This is a genomic window from Antrihabitans stalactiti, assembly GCF_012932915.1.
In the GTDB taxonomy this organism is placed as follows: Bacteria; Actinomycetota; Actinomycetes; order Mycobacteriales; family Mycobacteriaceae; genus Antrihabitans; species Antrihabitans stalactiti.
Genome location: NZ_VCQU01000001.1, coordinates 524,797 through 538,624 on the forward strand (window position 1 = coordinate 524,797; position 13,828 = coordinate 538,624).

Genomic DNA, 13,828 nt, shown 5'->3' on the forward strand with positions numbered 1-13,828 from the left:
CTCTGTCGCGTGTTATCGGATTCCCCGCTTCGGGCGCAGCGTGACTCGACCGTTGCGACGCAGCAAGGCGACCGCGGTAGCCAACCGGCCACGATCGAGGTCGGGTTGCAGTCCGTTGCCGATCCGGTGCAGCTGGTCGGCGTTCCAGCCTAGGTTGAGAACACCCGTCAGCGCTTTGGTGTCGACGACCCTACCGAGCAACCGGGGCAGCGTGAGTTCGGTGACCGTCAGGGTGTCGGCGGTTCCGGTCAGGATCGCGTCGGCAGCCTCGGGCCGGGTCGCGGTCGGTCGGGCGATGCCGACCACGTCGCACTCCCCCGCCTCGACAGCGGACGCCATGCCCGCGCGGGTTCGGAAGCCGCCGGTGACGGCCAGCGGGACGGCACCGGCGGCCGCTCGGACCGAGCGGGCGTAGTCGAGGAAATAGGCTTCCCGTGCGCGGGTGCTGGCGGCGGACGAGCCGTCCATCGCCGGGGATTCGTATGTGCCGCCGCTGATCTCGATCAGGTCGACCGCCTCCCCCGCGAGACTGGCCACCACCGCCCGCGACTCGTCTTCGGTGAACCCGCCGCGTTGGAAATCGGCCGAGTTGAGCTTCACTGTCACCGCGAATCCTGGCGACACCCGTGCGCGGATACGGCGCACGATCTCGAGCAGGAATCGCATCCGCCGCGCCGGATCCCCGCCCCACTCGTCGGTGCGTCGATTGGTCAGCGGCGACAGGAACTGGGTGACCAGATACCCGTGGGCGGCGTGGATCTGCACGCCGTCGAAGCCGGCGGTCTCACACACCGCGGCCGCGGAGGCGAACCGATCGACGATGTCCTCGATCTCGGCACCCGTCAACGCCCGCGGCGTCGTCGCGCCCGGAAAGTCGAGCCCCACCGCGCTGGGCGCCACCGGGGTGTGTCCGATCGACAGCGGATTCGCCTGTCGGCCAGGGTGATTCAGCTGCACCACGATCGGGACGCCGGCGTCCTTGGTGGCTTTCGCCCACGCCGTCAACGCCGCCAGATCACGCTCGTCCTCGATCGCGATGTTGCCGGGCTCGCCGAGCTGGCGACGATCCACCATCACATTGCCGGTGACCAGCAACCCGTATCCGCCGTGCGCCCACCGGCGGTACAACCGCTCGATCCGGTCGTCGGGCTCGTTGCGGCGCCCGCCGAGGGCCTCGCTCATCGCAGCCTTCATGATGCGATTGGGCAGCACCAACCCGCAGGGCAAAGGCAACGGGTCGTGGAGCGTCGTCATAGATTCGGAACCTTCCTCCGAGAGGTGAAACCAACTACATTGGCTGTCGATCATAATCTTATGTTCGTAATGCTATCTTGGAGGTGGAAGCAACGCAAGAGACCGCATCGAAAGAGGAGGGCCCGTGGCTCGATATCCCAAGGAGCACAAGGACGTCACCCGCCGACGCATCATCGACACATCTGGCAGACGGTTCAAACGCGACGGGCTCGACGGATCGGGAATCGCGACTTTGATGTCGGACGCTGCGCTGACCAACGGTGCGTTCTACGCACACTTCACCTCCAAGGACGACCTAGTCGCGGCCGTGGTGAGCGACCAATTGAGCACCCAAGCCGCCGCGATTCACGATCTGCCGCCGGGGCGGGCCGGCCTCGCGGATTTCGTGCGCGGATACCTGACCGCCGAGCATCGCGACGATCTCGCCACCGGATGCCCGTCGGCGGCGCTACTCGATGAGATCGCCCGCAGCGGCGATCCGGTCAAACTCGCCTACACCGCCGGCGCGGCCGCGATCCTCGACGAGGTCGCCACGCGCCTGGCACCCAGCGATCCCGACTCCGCCCGCCGCACCGCCCAGACCTTGTTCACTCTGCTGGTCGGCACCATGCAACTCGCCCGTGCGCTCGCCGACAAAGCAGAGTCCAACAGAGTCCTCGACAATGGCATCGCCGCCGCACTCGACTTTCTCGCCCGCTGACCTCGCAACCAGGTCCGCCCGGGACTCAAGCAGAGCGCGACCCGTCCAGCAGAGCCGCGGCCGTGGTTCGTGCGCACGCCCACGGCGCCGAGTCGTCGAGTGACGTCGACAGCGCCGCCGCACCTTCATAGAGCAGCGCGATTTGTTTGCCCAGCAACACCGGATCGTCGGCGCCGAACTCGCGACACAGGTCGGTGACCGCGTCGAGGAACGCCAGTTTGTGCAGACGGACGAAGTCTTCGACCCCGGGCATGGACGCAGCGGCTTCGACCGCCGCGTTGTGGAACGGACATCCACGCATCCGACCGACCCCCTGCTCGGGAACGGGGAAGAGCGACAACAGGCGTGCCCGCGGCCCCTCGGCCTCAGCCTCGCGCGGGTCGGGTAACGCCGCCCGTAAGTGCGCTAGGTACTGCTCCACCAGCACGGCCTTACTCGGGAAGTGCTTGTACAGAGTTCTTTTGGAGACATCCGCCTTCGAGGCGACCCGGTCGACGCCGGTGGCATTGATGCCGTCGAAGTAGAACAACTCCGTCGCGGCGGCGAGGATCCGATCGCGGGCTCCTCGGCCACCGCCCGTTCGCTTGCTCGCAGTCGCAGTCGTCGTCATTACCCGGTCCCATCGCTGAAAGTTTCTCGAAACAAGTGTACACAGATCTGTTTACATCCGCGCCGAATGCGGCTACTGTCCCGAAGTACACCGATTGGTTTACTACATTGGAGCAGCGATGACCGGCCTGAACGCACACGACAACCAACACACCCCCTCACCCACGCCCCCGGCGACATCCTGGGCCACCGTCCCCACTCGCAGCATCGCCGTCGGCGGCGCCGACTTCGCCTATCGCACATACGGTCCGGTGGGTGGTGTCCCGGTGATCTTCCTCCATCACCTGGCAGCCAACCTCGACAACTGGGACCCGCGCGTGATCGACGGGATCGCTGCACACCACCACGTAGTGGCCTTCGACAACAGGGGCGTCGGCGCCTCGGGCGGCTCCACCCCCGACACCATCGAGGCGATGGCCGCGGACGCGATCGCATTCATCGAGGCGATGGGTTTCGCGAAAGTGGACCTGCTCGGCTTCTCTATGGGCGGCTTCATCGCCCAGGTCATCGCCGCTGCTCGCCCCGAACTCGTCCGCTCGATCATCCTGGCCGGCACCGGGCCTGCCGGCGGCGAGGGAATCGAGCGCGTCACCAGGGTGACCTACGTCGACAGCATCACCGCCATTCTCACCAACAAGGATCCGAAGCAGAACCTGTTCTTCACCCGCACCGAAAACGGCAAAGCACAAGCACGAGCATTTGTCGCACGCCTGAAGGAACGTACCGACGACCGTGACGCCGCCGTCTCGCTACGCGTGCTCCGCACGCAACTGCGCGCCATCCACGCTTGGGGCGCACAGACTCCGGCCGACCTCAGCGCGATCACCCACCCGGTGCTGGTAGCCAACGGCGAGCACGACCGGATGGTGCCGACCAGCAACTCCTACGACCTCGCGCGCCGACTACCCAACGCAACCCTGCGTATCTACGCCGACGCCGGACATGGCGGAATCTTCCAGGAGCACCGCCAGTTCGTCACCGCTGCACTGGAATTCCTTGCGGCCTGAACCGCCCAAGCACACACAATCCCCGACGACGACGTGTCGTCCTCCATCGAACAGGAAGTCACCACCATGCCCACTCTCGACGACACCGTCGTACTCGTCACCGGCGCGAACGGCGGACTCGGTGCACATTTCGTCCATCAGGCACTCTCCCGCGGCGCACGCAAGGTGTACGCGGCAGCCCGTACTCCCCGCGAATGGGAGGACGAGCGCATCATCCCGTTGCGTCTCGACGTCACCGATGCCGAGTCCATCGCCGCCGCTGTCGACGCCGCACCCGATGTCTCGGTCCTCATCAACAACGCCGGTGCACTCCCGCCCACCGCCAGTCTCGTCGAGGTGCCCGAAGCCGATCTTCGCGCGATCATGGAGACCAACTTCTTCGGACCCGTCCTCTTGGCGAGAGCTTTCACCCCGGCGCTGAGCGCAGCACATGGCGCCGTCCTCATCGACGTTCACTCGGTGGCAAGTTGGAACGCATACGGCGGCGCATACAGCGTCTCGAAAGCGGCACTCTGGGCCGCAACGAACTCACTGCGCCTCGAATTTGCACCGCGCGACATCCACGTTGTCGGAGTGCACATGGGCTACGTCGACACCGCCATGGCCGCGCACGCCGACGGTCCGAAACTTCGCCCCGAAGACCTCGTCGCTGCGGTCTACGACACCGTTGCCGCAGGCGGATACGAGGTAATCGGTGACGAACTGACCTCCAGAGCCAAGGCAGCACTGAGCGGACCGATCGAGGCCGCCTACCCGGACCTGCACGCGACCGCAGGGGCGACGTCATGACCACCCGGACAACCAATCCCGCTGCCCGCACAGTATTGGTCACAGGAGCAGGACGCGGCATCGGCCTGGCCATCACCCAGCGCATGAGCGAGGCCGGGTGGACGGTGTACGCAACCGCCCGATCCGAATCGGCACTCGCTCGACTCAACGCGATGACCAACGTCATCGGCGTTCCGCTCGACATCACCGACCGCGACGCCATTGCCACACTCCCACAACACCTTCCGTCCACATTGGACGCTGTCGTGAACAACGCGGGCATCATCGTCAGCGGACCAGTCGAGGGATTGTCGATCGACAACCTGTCGAAGCAGCTCGACGTGAACGTCGTATCGCAGATCGCGGTCACTCAAGCCGTACTCCCCGCACTGCGCGCAGGACACGGCAGAGTCGTGTTCATCTCCTCGGTCAGCGGACTGATCACCACCCCCGGCACCGGCGCCTACAGCGCGTCGAAGTACGCCATCGAGTCGCTGGCCGACGCTCTACGAATGGAGCTGCGTCCGTGGAAGATTCCGGTCTCACTCATCGAACCCGGACCCATCAAGACCGACATGTGGGACGGCATGCTCGACGACTACGACGCCATGACCGCCCAACTCAGCGACGAGGTCCGTGAGCTATACGCGGCCCATCTCACCGGCAGCCGCACGCTGCTCGGACGCATGCAGAAGTTCGCAGCTGACCCCAAACGCGTGACCAAAGCCGTCCACCACGCCCTCACGTCGTCGCGACCCAAACGGCGATACATCCTCGACACCGCAAGCCGCGCTCAGAAACTCGCGGTGGGCATCACACCAACGGCCTTCACCGACCGGATCCTGGCGGCAGCGACCACCTGAGCAGAATCGCGAATACCAGCTCGATACGACAGAATTGTGTCCGATCTGGAGATGAACGGACCTCATTCAAGTAACCTATTCGAGGTCTCGCGGTGAGCCTGCAAAGTCGCGAGATCGTCGAGAAGGGCAAGGAACGGAGGGCTCATCCGTGACGCTGAGTCGCTTCAAACGCTCGCTCGGACAGGCGCTCGCTGTTGGGCTGTTATTCGTCGCAATGGCCGGAATGCCCGCCTTGCCGGCCACTGCCGACCCAGTAATGTTGCCCGACAGCTCCAGCGAGGCTGTGCAAAAGCTTGTGGAACTTGCGCGATATTCCGAGCAGATCACCGAAGCCCTGCACAATGCGCAGATCGATCTGGACAACAAAATCGCAGTGCAACAGGCCGCTGAGGCGAAGCAAGCTGACCACCAACGTGCGCTGGATGCTGCACAAAACTCGGTTGCGAGGTATCAGCCCCTGATCGATCAGGTGGCGTTGGCTGGTTATCAGGGTGCGCTGACATACCGGCTCTCCGCGATCTTTACGAGCGATTCGCCGCAGCAGTTGCTCGCCCAGATGTCGGCGATCGACCTGATCTCGAACAAGACGCGTATACAGGTCGCCGAGTTGAAGAACGCGATCGTCGGACTCGCAGCCGTCGAAAAAGACTCTCGTACATCCGCAGACGCCGCTCGCGCTGCCGCAGTGCAAGCGCAGTTCGTCCGCACGGACCTCCAACAAACTCAGAGCGAGCTGAAGTCCGCGATCGCTGCTGTCACTGCGGCATGGGCGCAACTTTCGCCAGGAGAGCAGGCTGGTCTTTCCGGGGCTGCCCTCCCTCCCGGATTTGATATGAGCATCATCCTCGAGGCCCTCGGTACAGACGCCGGTGCGAGCGCGGTACAAGCAGCCCTCACGAAAGTCGGCAGCCCATACGAGTGGGGAGCGACTGGGCCGACGACATTCGACTGCTCAGGGCTTGTGGTCTGGGCCTACAGTCAGGTCGGCAAGGTACTTCCGCGATCGAGCTACGCCCAGATGGAAGGAGGAATCCCGGTCCCCCGCGACAAGATGCAGCCTGGTGACGTCGTCGGGTTCTACGAGGACGCGCACCATGTCGGAATCTATCTGGGACACGGAATGCTGCTGCACGCGCCGATGTTCGGAGTTCCGGTCTCCGTCGTCCCGCTCGACCGAGGCGGGCCGTTCTACGGCGCGAGGCGCTACTGATCAGCTGGTTGGCAACAAGATCCGATACGCCAAATCGCTGACTCAAAGGTGAAACTCCCAGCGCGATTTCGACGCTCAGCCACGATGGTAGGCGGTAAATCATTTACGGGCTTCGACGTCAGGCAACCGCGCGTGTGCGCAGTAAGCGCAATGAATGTTCGTGCGCCTGAACGGCCAGTGCGCTTTCGCGTGCCCGGTCCGCGCCACCTTCGGCGGCCAAGTGTTCGTGAAGACGTGCCTTCGCTTCGAACCACGCTGCGAGTTTCTCGGCATCTCCACAACTGGCAGAACGACTCATTGACAGAGCAGTCATTTCGATCAAGACGTTCATGCCGGGCCTAGCCTTCCGATCACCGATGCCACTTCGTGGCCCGGCCTTGCGAGTTCGTTGTGCTACCAACTTTCGCAACATCGGGTTGCCGCCACATCCGTAGATTCACGGGTCCGTATACGTAAGTTACGAAAACACGTAGCCGCTCGGCCGACCGACCGACGATCACCCCAGCCCGGCGTCCACGGCTCTCGCACTGAGAACGTGGTCGAGAATCATTGCGGCGCTACCGATAACACCGGCTTCTTCGCCGTGCGTCGACGGCCGTATCTGAAGTTCTCTGGTGACCAGGGCTGCGGCATTGCCGTAGAGGGTTTCCCGGAGGCCTGCGACGAACGTGTCGTAGGCGTTCGACATGTCGCCGCCTACTACAAGGACCTCGGGGTTGAGCAGATTCACCGCGCCGGCAAGCACTTCACCGATCAGCCGTCCGCTCTCCCGGATCAGGCGGCGCGCTTCGGGATCGCCGGCAATAGCGAGGTCGACGACGGCGCGGATGTGCCCGACCGGACGGCCTTGCTCTTGCAATCGCCGCACGAGCGCCCATCCGCCGGCTACGGCTTCCAAACATCCGGTGTCACCGCACCTGCATGAAACTCCCACCGCTGCTTGGGTTTTGGTGTGGCCGAACTCGCCGGCCGCGCCGAGGGCGCCGCGCTGCACGACTCCCCCGGCGACGATCCCTGCACCGAGCCCGGTCGACGCCTTGATCAGCAACACATTCTCGAAATTCGCACGGTGTTCGCGCTTTTCGGAGAGGACGATTGCATTGGCGTCGTTGTCGAGGAGCACAGGCGCCGACGTGAGGGTCTCGAAATACGGCGCTAGCGGGATCCCGTCCCAACCGCTCATGATGGGCGAACTGAGGCTGCAACCGCGCTCTCGGTCGGCAGTTCCCGGAATGCTCAGCCCCACCCCGAGAACCTGATCATGGCCACGCCCCAGTTCGTCGAGCAGGACTTCGAGGCGCTTGACGACATCGGGCATCAGGTCGTTGGGTCCAGTACCAACCTCTTGATCCAGGTCCGCCATTGCCAGCACTCGACCGGCGAGGTCGCACACACCCAGTCGAGTGCGGCTACGCCCGATTGCTGCCGCCAGAACAACGCCCGCGTCGGAATTGAAGGTCAACCTCGCGGGCGGACGACCGCCGGTGGACGGGCCTTCTTCGTTCTCCACGACAAGTCCGCGTGCCTCCAGCGCCGACACCCGGGCAGCGACCGCCGTGCGGGACAGTCCGGTTATCCGGCCGACCTCACTGCGAGTAGTGGCCGCACCGTCTCGGATCAGGGCAAACACTTCGCCTGCAGTCGCCACAGGCGCAGAAAAGGACAGGCGCATACCCGTCATTGAATCAACTGACCATTGGGCGAGCAACAACGTAACCCACCGATCTTTGTGCTTAGAAATACATAAGTCAGGTTGCCAGGACGCCTAAGTGTGCCATAGGGTCGTTCTCGACAGACTTCACATCATGTGAGGAGGCACCAATGTCAACCGCGATACCCGTGGAACCATTCGATTTCGTCGTCTTCGGCGGAACCGGCGATCTCGCCGTACGAAAGCTCCTACCAGCCCTCTATCTCCGCGACCGTGACGGAGAGCTCCCACCGGACACCCGGATCATCGCCGCTTCCCGGGCCGGCCTGGATACGTCGGGTTACCGCGACAAAGTGCGCGGCGAACTCGGCCGATTCGTCCCCGAGCACGCCCTCGACCAGGAAACACTGCAACGATTCCGCGCCAGGCTCGACTACGCGAGCATCGATTTCGCTGACGGAACCGACTGGGCCGAGCTGACAACTCGGCTGAGCGACAAGTCGGGCAAGATACGCGTGTTCTATCTCGCCTGCGCACCTGCGTTGTTCGGCCCGATCTGCGCACAGCTCGCCGAGCACGATCTCGTCGACGCCGATTCTCGCGTCGTGCTGGAAAAGCCGATCGGACACAGTCTCGAGTCGGCACGCGCGATCAACGACGCGGTCGGCGCGGTATTCGAGGAATCCCAGATCTTCCGCATCGACCACTATCTCGGCAAAGAGAGCGTGCAGAACCTGCTCGTGACGCGCTTCGCCAACACGTTCCTCGAACCGTTGTGGAACTCGAGCTGGATCGACAACATCCAGATCACCGTGTCGGAGTCCCTCGGCGTCGGCGCGCGCGGCGACTACTACGACGGCTCGGGTGCATTGCGGGACATGCTGCAGAACCATCTACTTCAGATGCTCTGCCTGGTCGCGATGGAGCCCCCGACCTACGTCGACAGAGAAACGGTCCGCGACGAGAAACTGAAGGTATTGCTGGCCCTGCAACCGATGACGCCCAAAGACGTGAAGCGGAACACGGTTGCCGGACAATATGTTCCGGGTTTGTCGGACGGGGTTGCTGTTCCCGGCTACAAGGAAGAAGTCGAAAACCCCGACAGTCGCACCGAGACGTTCGTTGCGGTGAAGGCCGAGGTGCGCAACTGGCGCTGGGCCGGAGTTCCGTTCTATCTACGGACCGGTAAACGCATGGAGCGACGACTCTCCGAAATCATCATCGAATTCAAACCTGTTCCGCACCCGATGTTTCCGGACAGCGAGGGTGGCGGCGAACCAAACAAGCTCGTCATCCAACTGCAGCCCAACGAAGGCATGCGGCTACAGATGACGGCCAAACAACCCGGTCCGGGCGGCATCCGGCTGCGTCCGGTCGCACTAGACCTCAGCTACACAGAAGCATTTGCGCAGCCGTCGCCGGATGCCTACGAGCGCCTGCTCATGGACGTCGTCCGCGGCAATCCGACGTTGTTCATGCGGCGCGACGAGGTCGAAGCGGCATGGGCATGGGTAGAGCCGATCCTGTCCGGCTGGAAACAGTCCGAACGCGGCCCACGCAAATACGCGGCAGGAACGAACGGTCCCACCGATGCGACCACTCTCATCGAGCGCGACGGCCGTACCTGGCACGAAGGAGCAACACCGTGAACTACATTCATCCAGCCCTTGCAGAAGTCACCGACCGCATCGTCGAGGCAAGCAAGCCGCAACGATCCGCCTATCTGGACCGCATTCGCGAAGCAGGCGAGCGCGGACCGGCACGTGGTCGGCTGGCCTGCGCCAACCTCGCGCATGGGTTCGCGGCGTCCGGCAAAGCCGACAAGCAAGCCCTCCGCGGCATGGTCAAGCCGAACATCGCAATCGTCTCCGCCTACAACGACATGCTGTCGGCACACAAGCCGTTCGAGTCGTTTCCCGCACAGCTGAAGCAGTCGGTCATCGAGGCCGGCGGTATTGCGCAGTTCGCCGGTGGCGTGCCTGCCATGTGCGACGGCATCACGCAGGGTCGCGACGGAATGCAACTTTCGTTGTTCAGCCGCGACGTCATCGCCATGTCCACCGCAATCGCGTTGTCCCACGACATGTTCGACGGTGCACTCATGCTCGGCGTCTGCGACAAGATCGTGCCGGGAATGCTGATCGGGGCGCTCGCATTCGGGCACTTGCCAACGGTTTTCGTTCCCGCCGGACCGATGACCTCCGGACTTCCTAACGGCGAAAAGGCGAAAGCACGCCAGCTGTACGCCGAAGGCAAAGTCGGCCGCGAGGCGCTGCTGGAAGCCGAGGCAGCGTCGTATCACAGCAGCGGAACGTGCACATTCTTCGGCACGGCCAACTCCAATCAGTTGCTGATGGAGGTCATGGGTCTGCACTTGCCGGGTTCGAGTTTCGTCAATCCCGGTACGCCGCTGCGTGATGCGCTCACGTCCGAAGCCGGCCGTCAGGTGACCGGCTTGACTGCTCTGGGTGACGACTACACACCCGTCGGCGAAATGATCGACGAGCGCGCGATCGTCAACGGCTGCGTCGCACTTCTCGCGTGTGGCGGTTCGACGAACCACACCATGCACCTTGTCGCGATCGCCCGTGCCGCCGGAATCACGTTGACGTGGCGCGATCTTTCGGACCTGTCCGCTGTGGTTCCGCTGCTCGCGCGGATCTATCCGAACGGCAGCGCAGACGTCAACCACTTCCACGCCGCAGGCGGCCTCGGCGTCGTCATCGGAACGCTGCTCGACGCCGGACTCCTGCACGACGACGTCATGACGGTCGCCGGTCGCGGCCTGCGCCGGTACACCCAGGAGCCGAAACTCGACGGGGCAGGCGTGCGCTGGTTCGACGGCACCAAGATCAGCCACGACACCTCGGTCCTTCGTGGCTACGAGGATCCGTTCGATGCCGACGGCGGTCTCAAAACCCTCGAAGGCAATCTCGGCAAGTCGGTGATCAAGACGTCGGCGGTCAAACCCGAACATCGCTCGATCACCGCGCCAGCGGTCGTGTTCGACGACCAAGCCGACTTCCTCGACGCTTTCGGCGCCGGCGACCTCGACGGCGACATGGTCGCAGTGCTGCGCTATCAAGGGCCGCGGGCCATCGGTATGCCGGAGTTGCACAAGCTCTCCCCCGCGTTGGGCGTATTGCAGGATCGCGGCCATCGGGTGGCCCTTGTCACCGACGGCCGAATGTCCGGCGCATCCGGAAAGGTGCCTGCAGCAATACATCTCACACCTGAAGCAGCGTTGGGCGGACCGCTCGCTCGGGTGCAGGACGGCGATGTCATCACCGTCGACGCCATCGCAGGGACTTTGACCCTGCATGTTGCCGACGACGAGTTCGAGCAGCGCACACCGACCGGCCGCGCCCCGGATCCCGACGAGTGGGTCGGCACCGGCCGGGAACTGTTCGCCGGCCTGCGCGCGGTCGTCGGTCCCGCAGACCAGGGCGCCAGCGTCATCACCGAGTGGGTGGCGTGATGACAACGACAACCACCCGATCGTTGCTCGATCTGGTCCCAGTCATCCCCGTGGTCGTCATCGATCGCGTCGAGGACGCGGTTCCGCTTGCCCGAGCCCTGGTCGACGGCGGGCTACCGGTCATCGAACTCACGCTGCGGACGCCGGTGGCCATCGAGGCGATCGAGCGGATCGCCGCTGAAGTACCTGAGATTCTGGTGGGCGCGGGCACGATCGTCGCTCCGCAGCAGGCAATGCTTGCGGCGGCGGCGGGTGCCCAGTTCTTGGTGTCGCCGGGAAGCACGCCAAGCTTGCTGGGCGCGATGACCGACACCGGACTGCCGCATTTGCCAGGTGTCGCAACGGTTTCCGAGGTTCTCGCGCTGCTGGAGGCGGGATACACGGAGATGAAGTTCTTTCCGGCAGAGGCTGCGGGAGGTGCAAAGTTTCTCGCGTCGATTCACTCCCCCGTGCAGGCAGCACGGTTCTGCCCCACCGGCGGCATCTCGATTTCGAATGCCGCGGACTACTTGGCGCTTCCCAACGTGGGATGCGTGGGCGGCTCGTGGATCACGCCCGCTGCCGCAATGGGCGCGCAGGAATGGACACGTATCCGAACGCTCGCCGCGCAGGCAGCGACGCTCGGGGAACATCCAGGCAGCGCCCCGGGCTAGAGCGCATCGTCGAGCTGGCCGAGGCGGTCGGTCAGCCGGAGGTTCTCCGAATAGTCGACCGGGCAGCAGATCAGCGTCACACCGTCATCGGCAAGCGCGGAGCGCAGCGTCGGGAGAAGTTCATCGGCCGAACTGATCCGATAGCCCTTCGCCCCAAAGCTTTCCGCGTACTTGACGATGTCCGGATTGGCGAACGAGACGTAATGGTGCTCGCCCAGCTCCAGGTCCATCTTCCATTCGATGAGCCCGTATCCGTTGTCTTCCCAGATCAGCACGACCAGCGGAATATGTTCGCGGACAGCGGTTTCGATCTCCTGCGAATTCATGAGGAACGCTCCGTCCCCCATCACGGCGAGCACCTTGACGTCGGGCAGTGCCAGCGATACCCCGAGAGCGCCCGGCAGCGCGAACGCCATCGTGGACAGGCCGTTCGAGATCAAGCACGTGTTCGGCTCGTATGTCGGATACATCCGGGCCATCCACATCTTCACCGCGCCGGTGTCGACCAGAACGACATCGCTGCGCCCCAGCGCGGCTCGCGTATCGGCAACCACGCGCTGAGGCGCCAGCGGGAACCTGGAATCTTGCGCCCCACGCTGGAGTTCGTCGGCGAGCATGTCGCACAACGGGGCCTGCGGCGCAACCGGGAATCGATGGTCCCGGAGCGTGTCGCTGAGCGCGTCGAGCGAGGCACTGATATCACCGACAATGCCGACGTCGACGGAGTAGTGACCGTCGACCTCGGCAGGAAACCGGTGAATGTGGATGATCTTTTTGTCCGCGGCCGGATTGATCCGCACCGGATCGAACTCCTGCAACTCATAGCCCACTGCGACGATGACGTCCGCGGCGTCGAAGCCGAAATTGACATAGTCGCGCCGCATGAAGCCGATTGTTCCGATCGAATTCGGATCGTCGTCCGGCATGACGCCCTTGCCGTGAAATGTCGTCGCGACCGGAATGCGTAGTTCGTTCGCGAAACGGATCAGCGCTGCGCTTGCGTTGTTACGGGCGGCGCCATGGCCTGCAAGAACAATCGGTGACTTGGCATCGCGAAGGATCTGCGCCGCTCGAGTGACTTGATTCGGCGAAGGGGCTTCGGCGCGAACGACGTTGCGAGGAAGCGGCGACAACGCAGCGTCCGCCGGTGCGGAGTCGATGTTTTCGGGAACGGCAAGATAGACCGCCGCGGGGCGCTCGGTCTCTGCGGATTTGAAGGCCTTGCGGAACATTTCGGGGATCGCCCGCACGGTCGGCACACCGGCCGACCATCGGGTGATCGGCGCGAACATCGAGACCAGATCAACGAACTGATGCGATTCCTTGTACTCCCGGTCATGGCCGACCTGCGCCGACAACGCGACCAAGGGGGTGCTGTTGGTCGTGGCATCGGCGACGCCGAGTTGCATGTTGATCGCACCCGGCCCCAGAGTCGCAGATACCACCCCTGCGCGACCGGTGACACGGCCGTACATCTCGGCCATGAACGACGCCCCTTGCTCGTGCCGAGTCAGGATGTACCGGATTCCCGACTTGGCGAGCGCCTGGACGAGACGGATGTTCTCCTCCCCAGGAATGCCGAAGACGAATTGCACCCCTTCGGACTCGAGACAACGAACCATCAGTTCAGCCGCT

General features: G+C 63.9%; 12 protein-coding genes. 8 read left to right on the top strand and 4 right to left on the bottom strand.

The window, feature by feature from the left end; translation table 11 throughout:
• Nucleotides 1-12: 12 nt before the first annotated feature.
• Nucleotides 13-1,254: an NADH:flavin oxidoreductase/NADH oxidase family protein gene (locus tag FGL95_RS02605; protein WP_169584606.1), complete on the bottom strand. Its 1,242-nt coding sequence runs from the start codon at nt 1,252-1,254 to the stop codon at nt 13-15.
• A 124-nt stretch (nt 1,255-1,378) separates the two neighbouring features.
• Between FGL95_RS02605 and FGL95_RS02610 the strand changes: the two genes are divergently transcribed.
• Nucleotides 1,379-1,954, top strand: coding sequence for a TetR family transcriptional regulator (locus FGL95_RS02610; protein ID WP_169584607.1), 576 nt, complete (start codon nt 1,379-1,381; stop codon nt 1,952-1,954).
• Between the two features lie 25 nt (nt 1,955-1,979).
• Here the strand turns inward: FGL95_RS02610 and FGL95_RS02615 are convergent, their stop codons facing one another.
• Complete coding sequence (locus FGL95_RS02615) at nt 1,980-2,564, bottom strand: TetR/AcrR family transcriptional regulator (protein ID WP_169584608.1); 585 nt, start codon at nt 2,562-2,564, stop codon at nt 1,980-1,982.
• A 118-nt stretch (nt 2,565-2,682) separates the two neighbouring features.
• Here FGL95_RS02615 and FGL95_RS02620 point away from each other — a divergent pair, with 118 nt between their 5' ends.
• The 4 genes from FGL95_RS02620 (at nt 2,683) to FGL95_RS02635 (ending at nt 6,411) form a co-directional block, all read left to right on the top strand.
• Nucleotides 2,683-3,570, top strand: a complete 888-nt coding sequence (locus tag FGL95_RS02620; RefSeq protein ID WP_206071389.1) for an alpha/beta fold hydrolase — start codon at nt 2,683-2,685, stop codon at nt 3,568-3,570.
• A gap of 66 nt (nt 3,571-3,636) precedes the next feature.
• Complete coding sequence (locus FGL95_RS02625; protein WP_169584609.1) at nt 3,637-4,359, top strand: SDR family oxidoreductase; 723 nt, start codon at nt 3,637-3,639, stop codon at nt 4,357-4,359.
• The gene (locus tag FGL95_RS02630) at nt 4,356-5,201 is read left to right on the top strand and encodes an SDR family oxidoreductase (RefSeq protein WP_169584610.1); all 846 of its coding nucleotides are present in this window, start codon (nt 4,356-4,358) and stop codon (nt 5,199-5,201) included. Before FGL95_RS02625 ends, FGL95_RS02630 begins: the two co-directional genes overlap by 4 nt.
• 148 nt (nt 5,202-5,349) lie before the next feature.
• Nucleotides 5,350-6,411, top strand: a complete 1,062-nt coding sequence (locus FGL95_RS02635; RefSeq protein WP_338079681.1) for a C40 family peptidase — start codon at nt 5,350-5,352, stop codon at nt 6,409-6,411.
• A gap of 496 nt (nt 6,412-6,907) precedes the next feature.
• On the opposite strand, the gene FGL95_RS02640 is transcribed toward FGL95_RS02635, so the two are convergent.
• A complete protein-coding gene (locus FGL95_RS02640) occupies nt 6,908-8,083 on the bottom strand; it encodes an ROK family transcriptional regulator (protein ID WP_169584611.1) in 1,176 nt (391 codons plus the stop codon).
• Nucleotides 8,084-8,232: 149 nt separating this feature from the next.
• On the opposite strand from FGL95_RS02640, the gene zwf reads away from it, so the two are divergent.
• From zwf to eda, 3 genes are read left to right on the top strand one after another with little or no spacing between them, the layout of a single operon-like run.
• Nucleotides 8,233-9,711 carry a glucose-6-phosphate dehydrogenase gene (gene zwf, locus FGL95_RS02645; protein WP_169584612.1) on the top strand — a complete coding sequence of 493 codons (1,479 nt, stop codon included), beginning with the start codon at nt 8,233-8,235 and terminating at the stop codon, nt 9,709-9,711.
• A complete protein-coding gene (edd, locus tag FGL95_RS02650) occupies nt 9,708-11,540 on the top strand; it encodes a phosphogluconate dehydratase (RefSeq protein WP_169584613.1) in 1,833 nt (610 codons plus the stop codon). Before zwf ends, edd begins: the two co-directional genes overlap by 4 nt.
• Complete coding sequence (gene eda, locus FGL95_RS02655) at nt 11,540-12,193, top strand: bifunctional 4-hydroxy-2-oxoglutarate aldolase/2-dehydro-3-deoxy-phosphogluconate aldolase (protein ID WP_169584614.1); 654 nt, start codon at nt 11,540-11,542, stop codon at nt 12,191-12,193. The genes edd and eda overlap by 1 nt, the downstream gene beginning before the upstream one ends.
• Here the strand turns inward: eda and FGL95_RS02660 are convergent.
• Nucleotides 12,190-13,818 (bottom strand): acetolactate synthase large subunit, encoded by a 1,629-nt coding sequence (locus FGL95_RS02660; protein WP_277351738.1) that lies wholly within the window; start codon nt 13,816-13,818, stop codon nt 12,190-12,192. The genes eda and FGL95_RS02660 overlap by 4 nt on opposite strands.
• Between the last annotated feature and the right edge of the window lie 10 nt (nt 13,819-13,828).

Excerpts from the sequence above, each read along its gene's own strand:
- FGL95_RS02605 (WP_169584606.1), bottom strand. The coding sequence starts at position 1,254 with ATGACGACGCTCCACGACCCGTTGCCTTTGCCCTGCGGGTTGGTGCTG.
- FGL95_RS02615 (WP_169584608.1), bottom strand. The coding sequence starts at position 2,564 with ATGACGACGACTGCGACTGCGAGCAAGCGAACGGGCGGTGGCCGAGGA.
- FGL95_RS02620 (WP_206071389.1), top strand. The coding sequence starts at position 2,683 with ATGACCGGCCTGAACGCACACGACAACCAACACACCCCCTCACCCACG.
- FGL95_RS02625 (WP_169584609.1), top strand. The coding sequence starts at position 3,637 with ATGCCCACTCTCGACGACACCGTCGTACTCGTCACCGGCGCGAACGGC.
- FGL95_RS02630 (WP_169584610.1), top strand. The coding sequence starts at position 4,356 with ATGACCACCCGGACAACCAATCCCGCTGCCCGCACAGTATTGGTCACA.
- FGL95_RS02640 (WP_169584611.1), bottom strand. The coding sequence starts at position 8,083 with ATGCGCCTGTCCTTTTCTGCGCCTGTGGCGACTGCAGGCGAAGTGTTT.
- zwf (WP_169584612.1), top strand. The coding sequence starts at position 8,233 with ATGTCAACCGCGATACCCGTGGAACCATTCGATTTCGTCGTCTTCGGC.
- eda (WP_169584614.1), top strand. The coding sequence starts at position 11,540 with ATGACAACGACAACCACCCGATCGTTGCTCGATCTGGTCCCAGTCATC.